Below are 14,099 nucleotides of genomic sequence, written 5' to 3' on the forward strand. Positions count from 1 at the left end.
ATGTGTGTCAGTCTCGTGACAACAGTCTGGCGACACAGGGCGCCCGCCATGTTGATGCGCGTCAACCGGCGCCGGCCCGGCATCAGTCGATGTGGTCCACCGTGTCCGGATCGGGCACCTCGCCGATGGTCTGGCGGGTGATGCGGCTCTGCGCCATGAGCCACTGGCAGAAGGCCTGGATCTCCGGCCGCTGCGCGCTGCGCGGGCCCACCAGCAGCCAGTAGGCCATGGGCGAATCCATGCGCAGCTTGGGCAGCGGCTCGATCAGGTCGCCGTTGGCCAGCGCCTCCGCCACCAGCGGCAGGCGGGCCAGCACCACGCCCTGGCCGGTGAGCGCGGCCTGCACCATCTGGTAGGCGTAGTTGAAGTACAGCCAGCGCTTGGGCTGCAGCTTGGCCTGGCCGTGTTCGTCGAACCAGCGCCGCCAGGTCAGCCACTCCAGGTGCGTGGCATGGGCGTCGCCGGCCTCGATCAGGGTGAACTGCGCCAGGTCCGCCGGCTTGCGCAGCGCGGGGCCGCTCTTCAGCAGCCACGGGCTCACCACCGGCGTGAGCTGCTCGCCGAACAGGCGCACCGCCTTGGCCGGCATGCTGGCCGTGGGGCCGTAGCGCAGCGCCAGGTCGACATCGGAGATGTCGAGGTCCAGCGTGTTGTCGGTGGCGTCGATGCGGATGTCGATGTCGGGGTTGTCGCGCTGGAACTGCTCCAGCCGCGGGATCAGCCACATCGAGGCGAACGAGGCGAAGGTGGTGAGCGCCACGCCCTTGCGGCCGGCGCTCTGGCGGATCTGACGCACCGCGTTGTCGATGCGCGGCAGGGCCTGCTGCACGGCCGCCAGCAGCAGCGCGCCGGCGCTGGTGAGTTCCACCGCGCGCGTGTGGCGCAGGAACAGCGAGACGCCCACCTCCTCTTCCAGCGACTGGATCTGCCGGCTCACCGCCGACTGGGTGAGGGCCATCTCCTCGGCGGCGGCGCGGAAGTTCAGGTGCCGGGCCACGGCTTCGAAGGCGCGCAGGTGACCTGCCGAGATCGGGCGCGTGCGCAAGTGGGTCTGCGAGTGCTGCATGGCGGTGTCGGAGGGCGTCAGGAGCGATGCCGCGATTGATGCGGGTTTCGAATCAAAAGACTAGCGGGATTTCATTGGACTGCCAAGCGCCGCGCGCCGATCATTCAATGCCGAAATGCCATGGCTGGCGTGATTCGCCGGCCGCCACAGGAGAGTTGCCATGACCGCTGCCCATTCGCTTCAAGCCACCCCCGCCACGGCCCTGCCCGGCACGTGGAAGCTCGCGCGCGGCCGCGCCATCTCGCTGCAGCCGACCACGCCGGGCATCCTGCGCATCGCGCATGGCCGCGTCTGGGCCACGGTCGATGGTCCGCATGGCCGCACCCCCTGGGACAGTGGCGACCACGTGCTGGAGGTGGGCCGCTCGATGTGGGTGCGCCCCGGCCAGCGCGTGGTGATCGAGCCCTGGCATGGCGACCATGCGGCGTACTTCAGCTGGGACCCGGTGACGGTGCCCGCGCGGTCCGCGCAGGCGGTCACCGTGGCGCAGGGCGATCTGCAGCGCGTGCGCCAGCCGCTGGCCGACCTGCGTCGCGCGGCGGCGCTGGGCCTGCGGGCCGGCGGCCAGCTGGTGGCCGGTGTCGCCGTGCTGGCCTGGCACCTGGTGACGCCGCGCCCCGCGGCGCCTGCCGCGTGCTGCGCCGAGGGCGCGACGGGTTGAGCCGGGCGGCGCCGCCGCCGCGTCCATGCGGCGCATCGGCGCGCCCATAATGGCCGCATGGCGCGGCCTTCTTCCCTGCCCCCCTCCGGCGCGCAGCCCCTGCATGTGGTCGTGATGGGCGTGGCCGGCTGCGGCAAGTCGGCCGTCGGCACGCGCCTGGCCGAGGCGCTGCGCCTGACGCTGATCGAGGGCGATGACTTCCACCCGAGCGCCAACATCGCCAAGATGCGTCAGGGCATCCCCCTGCAGGACGCTGACCGGGCGGACTGGCTGCGCCGCCTGGGCGACGAACTCCAGGCGCGGCCCGGTGGCGCCGTGCTCACCTGCTCCGCGCTCAAGCGCGCCTATCGCGACCGCCTGCGCGCGGCCGTGCCGGCGCTGCGCTTCCTGCACCTCGCGCTGACGCCGCAGCAGGCGCTGGCCCGCGTGGCGGCGCGCACCGACCACTTCTACCCGCCCAGCCTGGTGGCCAGCCAGTTCGAGGCACTGGAGGACCCGGCGGCCGAAGCCGGTGTGCTCGTGATCGACGCGACCCGCCCGCTGGCGGCGATCGTGGACCAGGCCCTGGCCGACCTGGCGGCGCACCCGGATTTGCAGGCGTTCAACAATCCGTAATTCGTTTCGATATGTAGAATCGCGGATTCGCGGCCGTCTGCCGCCCGTCCCATCGCACGCAGGAGATTCCGATGAGCAAAGCCTTCGCCAGCCAGGCCGACCTGGCCGACAAGCAGATCACCTTCGAGCAGCTGTCCGCGCACTGCTGGGCCTACACCGCCGAGGGCGACCCGAACTCCGGCGTGATCATCGGCGAGAAGTACATCATGGTGAGCGACGCCACGGCCACGCCCGCCATGGCGCGCGACCTGATCGCGCGCATCCGCACCGTGAGCGACAAGCCGATCAAGTACGTGCTGCTGACCCACTACCACGCGGTGCGCGTGCTGGGCGCCAGCGCCTACTTCGCCGAGGGCGCGAGCGAGATCATCGCCAGCCAGGGCACCTACGAGCTGATCGTGGAGCGCGGCGCCGAGGACATGAAGTCCGAGATGGAGCGCTTCCCGCGCCTGTTCCGCGGCGCCGACAGCATCCCCGGCCTGACCTGGCCCACGCTGGTGATCGGCGGCGGCGATCCGCAAAAGGGTGAGAAGCCCGGCCGCCTGACGGTGGACCTGGGCGGCGTGAAGGTGCAGATCTGGTCGCCCGGCCCCGGCCACACGCGCGGCGACACCATCGCCTGGGTGGAAGAGGAGAAGGTGCTGTTCTCCGGCGACCTGGTGGAGTACGAGGCCGGTGTCTACACCGGTGATGCGCAGCTGGAGGAATGGCCGGCCACGCTGGAGGCGCTGCGCGCGCTGGGCGCCGAGGCCATCGTGCCTGGCCGCGGCGAGGCCATGCGCGGCCAGGCCGACGTGAACAAGGCGCTCGACTACACGAAGCGCTGGGTCACCACGCTGTTCCAGGCCGGCAAGGAGGCCGCGGCCGCCGGCATGGACCTGAAGCAGGCGATGGCGCACACGCGCAAGTCCATGGATCCGGTGTTCGGCCACGTGTTCATCTACGAGCACTGCCTGCCGTTCGACGTGAGCCGCGCCTACGACGAGGCCAAGGGCATCAAGAACCCCCGCATCTGGACCGCCGAGCGCGACCAGGAGATGTGGGCCGCGCTGCAGGGCTGACGCCTGCGCATTCAGGCTCGGCCGGTGGCCTGCACCGTGCCGGGCAGTCTGCGTGCCGCCGCCCACGCCGCCAGCGCCAGCAGCGCGAGCCAGGTGGCCATGCCGCGCACGCCGGCGGACTCCAGCGCCACGCCGCTGGCCAGTGGGCCGAGCGTGCCGCCCCAGGTGTAGCCCGTGATGATGGCCGCGGTGGCCGCGGCCGTGCCCTGGCCGGCAAACGCATGCGCCACCTGCACCATGCTCAGGGTGTAGAGCGCACCGCCCACGGCACCCCCGGCGACGCCGCACGCCCACAGCAGCCACGGCGCCTGCCCGGCCAGGCTGAACAGCGCGCTGGCCCCCAGCAGCACCACGGCCGCCCCGGTGAACAGCCGGCGCGGCGCGACATGGTCACCGGCCCAGCCTGCCGGGTACTGCACCAGGAAGCTGCCGATGCCGATGGCGCCGGCTACGCTGGCGGCCTGGCCCAGCGCCATGCCGAGCGAGGCGGCGTGGGCCGCGCCGATGGAAGACAGGCCGGCCTCGAACACGCCACCGGCGAAGGCCAGCACGGCGAGCCAGGCCAGCAGGCGCGGCCCATGCGCGCGGTCACCGGCGCCTTTCGGTCCCTCGGCATCCGCAGGCGCGCGAGCGACCAGGGCCAGCGCGAGGCAGAGCGCCGTGAAGGCCGTGGCCAGCCACAGCGCGCCGGAAGCCGACAGGCCCAGCAGCGCGGGCAGGAAGGGGCCCAGCGCCAGCGACGCGCCCAGGCCGGTCTGGTAGAGCCCCATCACCCGGCCGCGCACGGCAGCGGGCGCATGGCGTGTGAGCAGCGCCTCGGCGGCGTTCCACTGGACCGCCGCGCCGATGCCGCTGACGACGCTGGCCGCGATCCACACGCCCAGCTCGGTGGAGCCGGCGAACGCGGCCATGGCGGCCAGTTCGAGCACTGCGCCGGCGCGATAGCCTGCCACGGGGCCGATGCGCGCCAGCACGCGCGGCATGAAGGGCATGAGCAGGCCCACCAGCAGGAAGGGCAGCATGGCAAAGGCGCCGATGAACGCGGGGCCATGCCCCTGCCGCTGCAGCAGCACCGCCAGCACCGGGTTGATCATCGCGAACGCGAGCATCAGCGCGGCGGTGCCCGCGCCCAGGGTCCACAGCAGCCTCATCGCGGGGCCGACAACTCGCGCAGGTCCCGCTGCCAGCCGCGCAGGCGGCGCAACGCGCGCTCGCGCTGCTCGGCCGACGTGCTGCCGTGCAGCACCGCGACCAGCCGGCAGTTCTCCTGCACCAGGGCATCCCGCCAGGCACGGTCAGCGGCTTCGGGCGGCTGCTGCATGCGTTCCAGCAGGCCGCGCAGCAGCGTGCGCTGCTCGGTGGCGGGCAGATCGGGTGCCTGCAGGCGCCGGATCGTCTGCACGATGTCCTGCCGGCGACGGGCGCGTTCGGCATCCACCTTGGCCGGGTCGAAGGTGCTGCGATCCAGCTCCATGCGCAGCAGCACCCGCTGGGCGTCGTCGAGCCGGCCATAGACCGTCTCGAAGCGGTCCAGCAGGCGCTGGTAGCGCCGCTCGGTCCACTCGGCGCGCGGCACCTCCAGCCACTCGCGCCGCCAGGTGTCGTCGCGGTCCTGGAACTTGCGTTCCAGGTGGCGTATCTGGCCTGGCTGGATCGTGGCGATGAGGGGCAGCACGGCAGGCTCGACCTGATTCGTCACCGCGACGATGCGCGCCGTGATCTCGGGGACGAAGGCGCACACCTGTTGCGGCGTGACGTTGCCGGCGGCGAACTGCTCGACGCGGGCGAGCACCTCCACCACCTTGGGCAGCTCGGTCGTGCGGTGCCAGGTGTACAGCCGGGACAGCTCGGCGCGCACCAGCGGCACCTGCTGGTCGGAGAAGTCGGCGTAGCCGTCCAGCCACCAGTAGGTGATTTCCGGCAGGGTCTGGTAGCCCAGCTTCACCGTGCTGCAGCCCCCCAGGCCGAGCAGCGCGGCGAGCGCAACGATAATTCCGCCGAGGCGGGAGCGCAGGGTTCTCGTCATGGACAGCAGGGTGCGAGGCGGCGGATGCAGGCAGTGGACGTGATCGTGATGGCGGCGGGCAAGGGCACGCGGATGAAGAGCCGCGTGCCCAAGGTTTTACACCGTCTCGGCGGGCGTCCGCTGATCGGGCATGTGCTGACCACGGCCGCGGCCCTGGATGCGCGGCGCATCATCGTCATCACCGGCCACGGCGCCGAGGCGCTGGAGGCCGAACTCCGTACGTGGGCGCATTCGGCCGGCCGGCCCGCGCCGGATTTCGTGCGGCAGGAGCCGCAGCTGGGCACGGGCCACGCCGTGCAGCAGGCCGTGCCGGTGCTGCCCGATGACGGCATCGCCCTGGTGCTGAATGGCGACGTGCCGCTGATCCGTCCCGAGACCCTGGCGGCCCTGGTGGCGCGATGCGCCGGCGAGCGGCTGGCGCTGCTGACCGTGGACATGCCCGATCCCACCGGCTACGGCCGCATCGTGCGTGCGGGCGATCAGGTGCAGGCCATCGTGGAGCACAAGGACGCGAGCGAGGCGCAGCGCGCCATCCGCGAGGTGTACACCGGCTTCATGGCCGCGCCGGCGGCACGCCTGAAGCAGTGGCTGGGCCGCCTCACCAACGACAACGCCCAGGGGGAGTACTACCTCACCGACGTCGTGGCGCTGGCGCGCGCGGACGGCTGCGAAGTGGTCACGGCGGCCGCACGCGAGACGGTGGAGGTGGATGGCGTGAACAGCCCGGTGCAGCTGGCCGCGCTGGAGCGCGCGTACCAGCAGCGGCAGGCGCTCGCGCTGATGGAGCAGGGCGTGCGCCTGGCGGACCCGGCCCGGTTCGACCTGCGGGGGCGCTTGCAGTGCGGGCAGGACGTGAGCATCGACGTCAACTGCGTGTTCGAGGGCGAGGTGAGCCTGGGCGATGACGTGCGCATCGGCCCGAACTGCGTGATCGCGAACGCGCGCATCGCCGCCGGCGCGGTGATCCAGGCCTTCACGCACATCGATGGCGAGAAGGCGGGCGTGCAGGTGGGCGAGGGTGCCATCGTGGGTCCCTTCGCGCGGCTGCGTCCCGGCGCCGAGCTGGCGGCGGACGTGCACGTGGGCAACTTCGTGGAGATCAAGAACAGCACGCTCGCCCGCGGCGCCAAGGCCAACCACCTGGCCTACCTGGGCGACGCCACGGTGGGCGAGCGGGTGAACTACGGGGCCGGCAGCATCACCGCCAACTACGACGGCGCCAACAAGCACCGCACCGTGATCGAGGCCGACGTGCACGTGGGCAGCAACAGCGTGCTGGTGGCGCCGGTGACCGTGGGCGCGGGCGGTACCGTGGGCGCCGGATCGGTGATCACGCGCAACACCGAGCCGGGCGCGCTGAGCGTGACGCGCGGCAAGCTGGCCAGCGTTGCCGGCTGGAAGCGGCCGACGAAGAAGACCTGAGCGCCCTCGCGCGTGGGTCAGCGCCGCTCGGGCAGCAGCACCCGCGGCCTGAACTTGGCCCGCTTCACCGAGAAGAAGGCCTTCACGTTGCGCACGTTCGCGTCGCTCGTGAACAGCCGCTGCGCCAGCGCCAGGTAGTCCGGCATGTCGCGCGTCAATACCATCAGCACGAAATCGGGCCCGGGCGAGACGCGGTAGCACTGCAGCACGGCGTCATCGGCGGCCACGCGGTCCTCGAAGGCCTGCTGGTGCTCGGCGCCCTGGCGGTCGAGCGTGACCTCCACCACCGCCTCCAGGCCGTGACCGGCGATGCGTGCGATGCGGTCCGCGTCCAGCAGCGCCACCTGCGCCTGCACCAGGCCGGCATCCCGCAGGCGCTTGACGCGCCGCAGACAGGTCGGTGGCGACACATGCACCCGGTCCGCCAGCTCCAGGTTGCTCAGGCTGCAGTCGGCCTGGAGCTGGGCGAGCAGGGCGATGTCGATGGCATCGAGCGATATGAATTCCGAATCGGCAGCCAATATGAAAGAAAATTCCAGATGGATGAAATTGTGAAATCTTAGTCCATTGAAGTCAAGAAATCGAATCCATATTCCATTCCGAGGTGCCTACAGTCCCACCATCGTTTCACGGACAGCTTGAAGAGGACATCCCATGTGCGGCATCGTCGGCGCGGTTTCCCAGCGCAACATCGTTCCCATCCTGGTCCAGGGCCTGCAGCGCCTGGAGTACCGGGGCTATGACTCCTGCGGCGTGGCCGTGCATGCCGGCGGCCTGAAGCGCGCCCGCAGCACGGCACGCGTGGCGGAGTTGATGACCCAGGTCGAGACCGAGCGCATCGAAGGCACCACCGGCATCGCCCATACGCGCTGGGCCACCCACGGTGCGCCGGCCGTGCACAACGCGCATCCGCACTTCAGCCACGGCCCCGGCGCCGAGGCGGAGGCTGGGCCCGGCCGCATCGCGCTGGTGCACAACGGCATCATCGAGAACCATGACGAACTGCGCGCCACACTGACGGCGCGCGGCTACCGCTTCGCCAGCCAGACCGACACCGAGGTGATCGCCCATCTGGTCGACAGCCTCTACGAGGGCGACCTGTTCCAGGCGGTGCAGGCTGCGGTGGCGCAACTGCATGGCGCCTACGCCATTGCCGTCTTCTGCCGCGACGAGCCGCACCGCGTGGTGGGCGCGCGCGCCGGCTCCCCCCTGGTGCTGGGCGTGGGGCAGGGTGAGCTCTTCCTGGCCAGCGACGCGATGGCGCTGGCCGGCGTGACGGACCAGATCGTGTATCTGGAAGAGGGGGACCTGGTGGATCTGCAACTGGGCCGCCACTGGATCGTGGACCGCCAGGGCCGGCCGGTGGAGCGGCCGGTGAAGACCGTGCAGGCGCACAGCGGCGCCGCGGAGCTGGGCCCGTACCGCCACTACATGCAGAAGGAGATCTTCGAGCAGCCGCGCGCCATTGCCGACACGCTGGAGGGCGTGGTGCACGTGATGCCCGAGCTGTTTGGCGACGGTGCCCACGGCGTGTTCCGCCAGATCGACAAGGTGCTCATCCTCGCCTGCGGCACCAGCTACTACAGCGGTTGCACGGCCAAGTACTGGCTGGAAAGCATCGCGAAGATCCCGACGCAGGTGGAGATCGCCAGCGAGTACCGCTACCGCGACAGCGTTCCGGACCCGCGCACCCTGGTCGTCACCATCACCCAGAGCGGCGAGACGGCCGACACGCTGGCGGCGCTTCGCCATGCGCAGAGCCTGGGCATGACGCAGACGCTGACGATCTGCAACGTGGCCACCTCCGCGATGGTGCGCGAGTGCAAGCTGGCCTACGTGACGCGTGCGGGCGTGGAGATCGGCGTGGCTTCCACCAAGGCCTTCACCACCCAGCTGGCGGGCCTGTTCCTGCTGACGCTGGCGCTGGCCCAGGCGCGCAGCCACATGAGCGAGGCCGAGGAGGCCGCCCACCTGAAGGCGATGCGCCATCTGCCGGTGGCACTGTCCGCGGTGCTGGCCCTGGAGCCGCAGATCATCAGCTGGGCGGAGGACTTCGCGAGCAAGCAGAACGCGCTGTTCCTGGGCCGCGGCCTGCACTACCCCATTGCCCTGGAAGGCGCGCTGAAGCTCAAGGAGATCAGCTACATCCACGCCGAGGCCTACCCGGCCGGCGAGCTGAAGCACGGCCCGCTGGCCCTGGTGACCAGCGAGATGCCGGTGGTGACCGTGGCGCCCAACGACGCGCTGCTGGAAAAGCTGAAGAGCAACATGCACGAGGTGCGCGCGCGCGGCGGCGTGCTGTACGTGCTGGCCGACGCCGACACCCGCATCGAGAGCAGCGAAGGCATCCATGTGATCCGCATGCCCGAGCACTACGGTGCGCTCAGCCCGCTGCTGCACGTGGTGCCGCTGCAGCTGCTGGCGTATCACACCGCGTGCGCGCGCGGCACGGATGTGGACAAGCCGCGGAACCTGGCGAAGAGCGTGACGGTGGAGTGAGGGGCGCCGCGCCGCTGGGGTTTCGCTTCGCTCCACCGCCAGCCTACAGCGGCGTGGCTGGAGTTCGTAGGCTGGGGTGCAACCCCAGCGGTTCCTCAGCTCGCCGCGCCGCTCTCGAACACCTTCTCGCAGTTCGCGCGCCCGGCGTCCTTCGCGGGCAGCTTGCGGCAGGTCTTGTCGAGTTGCGCCTTGAGCTGGCTCACGACCTTGGCGCGTGCAGCGGGGTCTTCCTCCTGCCAGGTCGCCAGACGCTTGGCCAGGCGCTGCAGGGATCGCTGGTTGCGCTCGTAGAAGGTCTCGGCTTTCGGGTCGAGCTGCGCGATGAGTGCCGTGGCGCCGGCCTGGACGCGCTTCACGTCGTTGGGCGCGAGTTCGAGCACCTGGCCCAGGTAGCTGCCGCCCCACTGGATGCGCGTGGCGGGCCCTTCGGACTTGCGCCAAGCCTGCTCGTACCAGTCGAGCGCGCCCTTGGTGTCCTGCCGGCGCTTGGCATTGCCGGCCAGGCCGAGCATGTGATAGTAGGGCGCGACCGCGCGCCCGAGTTCGGCCTTCAGCATGGCATCGGACTCATCCAGCAGACCCGCCTGCGCCAGCACGTAGGCGGCGCTCGGCACCACGGCCTGGCGCTCGTAGCGATCCGTGGTGGCGGCGACGAGCCGCGTCACTTCCTGCTTCAGCGCCTCCTGCCGGGGCTTGTCGATCGGCTGCGGGTCGCTGGCCAGCTTCCACAGCGCGACGCGGGCGTACAGCACGTCCACGCGCTCGGGGCGGGTGAGCGCCGGATCTTCCATCAGGCGCACCAGCGCGGCATCCCAGCGGGCGGCCAGCTGCCGGCGGGCATTGCCTTCCGCCAACGTCTTGGTGATCACGTCGGCATGGCCCATCAGCAGGTCGGACAGGCCGCGTGCCGCCTGCGCGTCGCCCAGGATGCGGTCCACCAGCGCGCGCCCGGCTTCCACCACGCCGGCCGCTGGCTTGCTGCCCGCACGCGCCGCGGCCGCCAGGCCCTTCAGGGCGAGGCGGTCGCGCAACGGCGCCAGATCCGCCGGCACGGCAGCGGCCAGCTTCGCCAGCGTGGCAGGCAGTTCCGCCGCCGGCAGCACCTGCTGCTGGTCGGTGTCCCAGGCGTAGTAGGCGAGCAGGCGCCACTGCTCCGGCGTCAGCGGCTGGCCGCCGGTGGCGCGCTGCAGCAGGTCCCGCACGGGCACCTGGGCATCGAGCCCGGCGGTCAAGGTGAGCAGGTAGCGCTCGGGGTCCACCTCGCCGGGCAGGCGCGTCACCTCGGTGCCGTCCGGCTTGAAGAGGATCATGGTCGGGTAGCCCGAGACCTTGAAGCGCGAGGCTACCTTCTGCGCGCCCGGCTTGTCGCCGTCCACGTACACCGGCACGAAGGCCTTGGAGCGCTCGATGAAGTCGGCCCGGTTGAACAGCGTGGCCTTGACCTGGTTGCAGGGCGGGCACCACACCGCGCCCCAGTACAGGAACACCGGCTTGCCCTGCGTGCGCGCCAGGGCGAAGGCGCGGTCGACCTCGGCGTCGCTGGAGACGGATTGCCAGGCGACGGCGCTGCGCGCGGGCGCGGCGGCAAAGGCGGGCGCAGCCGCCATCAGGCTTGCCGTGGCGAGCAGGGCCGCCACAGGGCCCATCAGGTAGCGTAGTCGGGTTGGGGTCATGAGTCACTCCGGCGCAGACCCTAAGTATGCAGCGGCGCCCGCGATCTAGCATGGCCGCATGTGGCGGGCGTCCTGGGTGGGCATGGCGTGGCGCGCGGGGCGGTGCGTGCTCGCGGCGTGGCTGCTCGCCGCGGCCGCGGGTGCGTCCCTGGCGCGCGCGGACCAGGACCGACCGCCCCTGCCGATGGCCGCCTGGCTGGAGTCCGGCCGCGCCGCATCCATCGACCAGGTGGCCGCCCTGCCCGGCAACGCCTGGCAGGCGGCCCAGGCGGGCCAGGTGCACGACCTGGGCGGCGATCACACCCTGTGGCTGCGCCTGCGACTGCAGCGCGGCGCACACGAACCGGCGGCCTGGCGGCTCACCCTGCCGGTGGCCCTGATCGACGACGTGGCGCTGTTCGAGCGCGAGGGCGGTGGCTGGCGCACGCAGCGCGCGGGGGACGCGGTGGCGGTGGCCGATTGGTCGCGGCCCGGCCGGCACCCCGCATTCGATGTGCGCCTGGAGGGCGCGTCCCCCCGCATCGTGTACCTGCGGGTGCGCCACAGCGATCCCATCGGCTTCCCCCTCACCTGGCAGCCGGCCGCCGAGGCGGAACGCGCCGACCTGCGCGAGCACCTGGCCCTGGGTCTGGCGCTGGGCTGCCTGATGGTGCTGGCGGCCTGGTGCCTGGTGCAGGTGGCGCTGCACCGGGACGCCATCCACGTCTGGTATGCGCTCTACGGCCTGACCCTGCTGCTGGCAGTGGGCACGGTGACGGGCGTGGCCGGCTACCTGCTGTGGGACGAGTCCCCGCGCTGGGCCGACGCCGCGCAGGGCGTGGTGCCCATGCTCACGGCGGGCGTGCACCTGCTGTTCATGGTGCACCTGTGTGCCTTGTGGGGGCGCCACCCCTGGGTGTCGCGGTCGGCGTTCCTGATGGGGTGGGCGGTGGTGGCGCTGGCCTGTGCCTACCCCTGGCTGGGCGCGGTCGCTCAACGCTACGTGGTGGCCGCCGCCATGCTGGCGAGTGAGCTGGTCGGCATGGCGCTGGCCGTGCTGGCCTGGCGGCGTGGCGACCGCGTCGGCCCGCTCGTGCTGCTGGCCTACGCGCCGCTCGCGCTGGCGATCGGGGCGGCCGTGCTGCGGCTCTTCGGGGTCATCCCGGCGGGCTGGTTCAGCCTGGACAGCGCGGCGCTGGCCGCCGCCCTGGCGGTGCCGCTGCTGCTGCTGGCGCTGAACGAGCGCGCGCGCTTTCGCCTGGGCGTGCTGGACCGTCTGCAGCACTCCGCCAGCCAGGACGCCTTGACGGGCGTGCTGACCGCCTCGGCCTTCACCGCCCGCCTGCAGACGGCGGTGACCGGCGCGTTCATGCGCGGCGAGGGCTCGGCGGTGCTGCTGGTGGACCTGGGCAACCTGCGGCGCATCCGCGAATTCCATGGCGATGCCGCCACCGAGCGCTGCCTGCTGCGGCTGGTGATGCTGCTCAATCGGGTGGTGCGGCCTTCCGATCCGGTGGGCCGCATCGACACCGGCCGCTTCGCCGTGCTGGTGGAAGGCTCGCGCTCGCGCGGGGAGGTGAAGGCGGCGATGGTGCGCCTGGTGGCTTCCGGGCTGTCGCCGGGCCGTGGCGGCGAGGCCGCCATCCCGATGCAGCTGCGCGTGGCCTGTGCCATGCTGCCGGAGAAGGTGAATGCACCCGCCGCGATGTTGCGCGAACTGGGCGCGCTGGTCGAGCGCATCTCGCCGCAGTCGCGCCGGCCGGTGCGGTTTCTGGATCCGGGGGAGGACCCCGCCTCGGTGCCCGACGCGCAGGAGGAAGAGGCGGCCGCCTGAGGGGCCGCCCCTGCCGCTGACTGCCTTACTTCAGGCCCGCCGCCGCGCGCAGGGCGGCCGCCTTGTCCGTGCGCTCCCAGGTGAACTCCGGCTCCTCGCGGCCGAAGTGGCCGTAGGCGGCGGTCTTGCTGTAGATCGGGCGCAGCAGGTCCAGCATCTGGATGATGCCCTTCGGACGCAGGTCGAAATGGTCGTTGATCAGCGCGGCGATCTGGTCGTCGGGGATGACGCCGGTGCCTTCGGTGTACACGGTCACGTTCATCGGGCGGGCCACCCCGATGGCGTAGGCCACCTGGATCTGGCACTGCTTGGCCAGGCCGGCGGCCACGATGTTCTTGGCCACGTACCGGGCGGCATAGGCGGCCGAACGGTCCACCTTGGACGGGTCCTTGCCCGAGAACGCGCCGCCGCCGTGCGGGCAGGCGCCGCCGTAGGTGTCCACGATGATCTTGCGGCCGGTCAGGCCGCAGTCGCCCTGCGGGCCGCCGATGACGAAGCGGCCGGTGGGGTTGACGAGGTAGCGGGTGTCCTTCAGCCACTCCTTGGGCAGCACCGGCTTGATGATCTCCTCGATCACGGCCTCGTAGAAGCTCGCCTTCAGCTTGGTGGCGGTCTCGCTCTGGTCGGGGCTGTGCTGGGTGGAGAGCACCACGGTGTCGATGCTGTGCGGCTTGCCGTCCACGTAGCGCATGGTCACCTGGCTCTTCGCGTCCGGCCGCAGGAAGGGCAGGCGGCCGTCCTTGCGCAGCTGGGCCTGGCGCTCCACCAGCCGGTGGGCGTAGTAGATGGGCGCGGGCATCAGCACCGGCGTCTCGTCGCAGGCGTAGCCGAACATCAGGCCCTGGTCGCCGGCGCCGGTGTTCAGGTGGTCGTCGCTGGCGTGGTCCACGCCCTGGGCGATGTCGTTGGACTGCTTGTCATAGGCCACCAGCACGGCGCAGCCCTTGTGGTCGATGCCGTAGTCGGTGTTGTCGTAGCCGATGCGCTGGATGGTGTCGCGCGCCACCTGGATGTAGTCCACGTGCGCGTTGGTGGTGATCTCGCCGGCCAGCACGACGAGGCCGGTGTTGGTCAGCGTCTCGGCCGCCACGCGGCTGCGCGGGTCCTGCGCGAAGATCGCGTCGAGGATGCTGTCGGAGATCTGGTCGGCCACCTTGTCGGGGTGGCCTTCGGACACGGACTCGGACGTGAAGAGGAAATCGTTCGCCATTGACTAAACTCCGTTGATTGTTGCGAAAGGCGCGTTGCCTTTTGCCGGAGCTT

Annotated in this window: 12 protein-coding genes; 6 read left to right on the forward strand and 6 right to left on the reverse strand. The window is 71.3% G+C overall.

Features of this window, described 5'->3' with window-relative positions; genetic code table 11:
• Positions 1-82: 82 nt before the first annotated feature.
• Entirely contained in the window at positions 83-1,066 is a 984-nt protein-coding gene (locus ACE3T5_RS08155; RefSeq protein ID WP_374666341.1) for a LysR substrate-binding domain-containing protein, read from the reverse strand.
• 160 nt (positions 1,067-1,226) lie between these two features.
• Between ACE3T5_RS08155 and ACE3T5_RS08160 the strand changes: the two genes are divergently transcribed.
• The 3 genes from ACE3T5_RS08160 (at position 1,227) to ACE3T5_RS08170 (ending at position 3,403) form a co-directional block, all read left to right on the forward strand.
• Positions 1,227-1,727, forward strand: coding sequence for a DUF2917 domain-containing protein (locus tag ACE3T5_RS08160; protein ID WP_374666343.1), 501 nt, complete (start codon positions 1,227-1,229; stop codon positions 1,725-1,727).
• A 57-nt stretch (positions 1,728-1,784) separates the two neighbouring features.
• Positions 1,785-2,342 carry a gluconokinase gene (locus ACE3T5_RS08165; RefSeq protein WP_374666345.1) on the forward strand — a complete coding sequence of 186 codons (558 nt, stop codon included), beginning with the start codon at positions 1,785-1,787 and terminating at the stop codon, positions 2,340-2,342.
• 71 nt (positions 2,343-2,413) lie between these two features.
• Positions 2,414-3,403: an MBL fold metallo-hydrolase gene (locus ACE3T5_RS08170; protein ID WP_374666347.1), complete on the forward strand. Its 990-nt coding sequence runs from the start codon at positions 2,414-2,416 to the stop codon at positions 3,401-3,403.
• An 11-nt stretch (positions 3,404-3,414) separates the two neighbouring features.
• On the opposite strand, the gene ACE3T5_RS08175 is transcribed toward ACE3T5_RS08170, so the two are convergent.
• Both ACE3T5_RS08175 and ACE3T5_RS08180 read right to left on the reverse strand, forming a co-directional pair.
• Positions 3,415-4,554, reverse strand: a complete 1,140-nt coding sequence (locus ACE3T5_RS08175; RefSeq protein WP_374666349.1) for an MFS transporter — start codon at positions 4,552-4,554, stop codon at positions 3,415-3,417.
• Positions 4,551-5,429, reverse strand: coding sequence for a DUF6279 family lipoprotein (locus tag ACE3T5_RS08180; protein WP_374666351.1), 879 nt, complete (start codon positions 5,427-5,429; stop codon positions 4,551-4,553). Before ACE3T5_RS08180 ends, ACE3T5_RS08175 begins: the two co-directional genes overlap by 4 nt.
• A 24-nt stretch (positions 5,430-5,453) precedes the next feature.
• Here ACE3T5_RS08180 and glmU point away from each other — a divergent pair, with 24 nt between their 5' ends.
• Positions 5,454-6,851 (forward strand): bifunctional UDP-N-acetylglucosamine diphosphorylase/glucosamine-1-phosphate N-acetyltransferase GlmU, encoded by a 1,398-nt coding sequence (gene glmU, locus ACE3T5_RS08185; protein WP_374666353.1) that lies wholly within the window; start codon positions 5,454-5,456, stop codon positions 6,849-6,851.
• Between the two features lie 17 nt (positions 6,852-6,868).
• Here glmU and ACE3T5_RS08190 read toward each other — a convergent pair whose 3' ends face one another.
• Entirely contained in the window at positions 6,869-7,372 is a 504-nt protein-coding gene (locus ACE3T5_RS08190; RefSeq protein ID WP_374666355.1) for an Lrp/AsnC family transcriptional regulator, read from the reverse strand.
• Between the two features lie 133 nt (positions 7,373-7,505).
• Between ACE3T5_RS08190 and glmS the strand changes: the two genes are divergently transcribed.
• A complete protein-coding gene (gene glmS / locus ACE3T5_RS08195; protein ID WP_374666357.1) occupies positions 7,506-9,350 on the forward strand; it encodes a glutamine--fructose-6-phosphate transaminase (isomerizing) in 1,845 nt (614 codons plus the stop codon).
• Positions 9,351-9,445: 95 nt separating this feature from the next.
• Here glmS and ACE3T5_RS08200 read toward each other — a convergent pair whose 3' ends face one another.
• Positions 9,446-11,023: a thioredoxin family protein gene (locus ACE3T5_RS08200; protein WP_374666359.1), complete on the reverse strand. Its 1,578-nt coding sequence runs from the start codon at positions 11,021-11,023 to the stop codon at positions 9,446-9,448.
• 58 nt (positions 11,024-11,081) lie between these two features.
• Here ACE3T5_RS08200 and ACE3T5_RS08205 point away from each other — a divergent pair, with 58 nt between their 5' ends.
• Positions 11,082-12,836 (forward strand): 7TM diverse intracellular signaling domain-containing protein, encoded by a 1,755-nt coding sequence (locus tag ACE3T5_RS08205; RefSeq protein WP_374666361.1) that lies wholly within the window; start codon positions 11,082-11,084, stop codon positions 12,834-12,836.
• Positions 12,837-12,861: 25 nt separating this feature from the next.
• Here the strand turns inward: ACE3T5_RS08205 and metK are convergent, their stop codons facing one another.
• Complete coding sequence (gene metK, locus ACE3T5_RS08210; RefSeq protein ID WP_374666363.1) at positions 12,862-14,046, reverse strand: methionine adenosyltransferase; 1,185 nt, start codon at positions 14,044-14,046, stop codon at positions 12,862-12,864.
• Between the last annotated feature and the right edge of the window lie 53 nt (positions 14,047-14,099).

The sequence above is a fragment of the Ramlibacter sp. genome, from assembly GCF_041916345.1.
In the GTDB taxonomy this organism is placed as follows: domain Bacteria; phylum Pseudomonadota; class Gammaproteobacteria; order Burkholderiales; family Burkholderiaceae_C; genus Ramlibacter.

Excerpts from the sequence above, each read along its gene's own strand:
- ACE3T5_RS08155 (WP_374666341.1), bottom strand. The coding sequence starts at position 1,066 with ATGCAGCACTCGCAGACCCACTTGCGCACGCGCCCGATCTCGGCAGGT.
- ACE3T5_RS08160 (WP_374666343.1), top strand. The coding sequence starts at position 1,227 with ATGACCGCTGCCCATTCGCTTCAAGCCACCCCCGCCACGGCCCTGCCC.
- ACE3T5_RS08165 (WP_374666345.1), top strand. The coding sequence starts at position 1,785 with ATGGCGCGGCCTTCTTCCCTGCCCCCCTCCGGCGCGCAGCCCCTGCAT.
- ACE3T5_RS08170 (WP_374666347.1), top strand. The coding sequence starts at position 2,414 with ATGAGCAAAGCCTTCGCCAGCCAGGCCGACCTGGCCGACAAGCAGATC.
- ACE3T5_RS08175 (WP_374666349.1), bottom strand. The coding sequence starts at position 4,554 with ATGAGGCTGCTGTGGACCCTGGGCGCGGGCACCGCCGCGCTGATGCTC.
- ACE3T5_RS08180 (WP_374666351.1), bottom strand. The coding sequence starts at position 5,429 with ATGACGAGAACCCTGCGCTCCCGCCTCGGCGGAATTATCGTTGCGCTC.
- glmU (WP_374666353.1), top strand. The coding sequence starts at position 5,454 with ATGCAGGCAGTGGACGTGATCGTGATGGCGGCGGGCAAGGGCACGCGG.
- glmS (WP_374666357.1), top strand. The coding sequence starts at position 7,506 with ATGTGCGGCATCGTCGGCGCGGTTTCCCAGCGCAACATCGTTCCCATC.
- ACE3T5_RS08200 (WP_374666359.1), bottom strand. The coding sequence starts at position 11,023 with ATGACCCCAACCCGACTACGCTACCTGATGGGCCCTGTGGCGGCCCTG.
- ACE3T5_RS08205 (WP_374666361.1), top strand. The coding sequence starts at position 11,082 with ATGTGGCGGGCGTCCTGGGTGGGCATGGCGTGGCGCGCGGGGCGGTGC.
- metK (WP_374666363.1), bottom strand. The coding sequence starts at position 14,046 with ATGGCGAACGATTTCCTCTTCACGTCCGAGTCCGTGTCCGAAGGCCAC.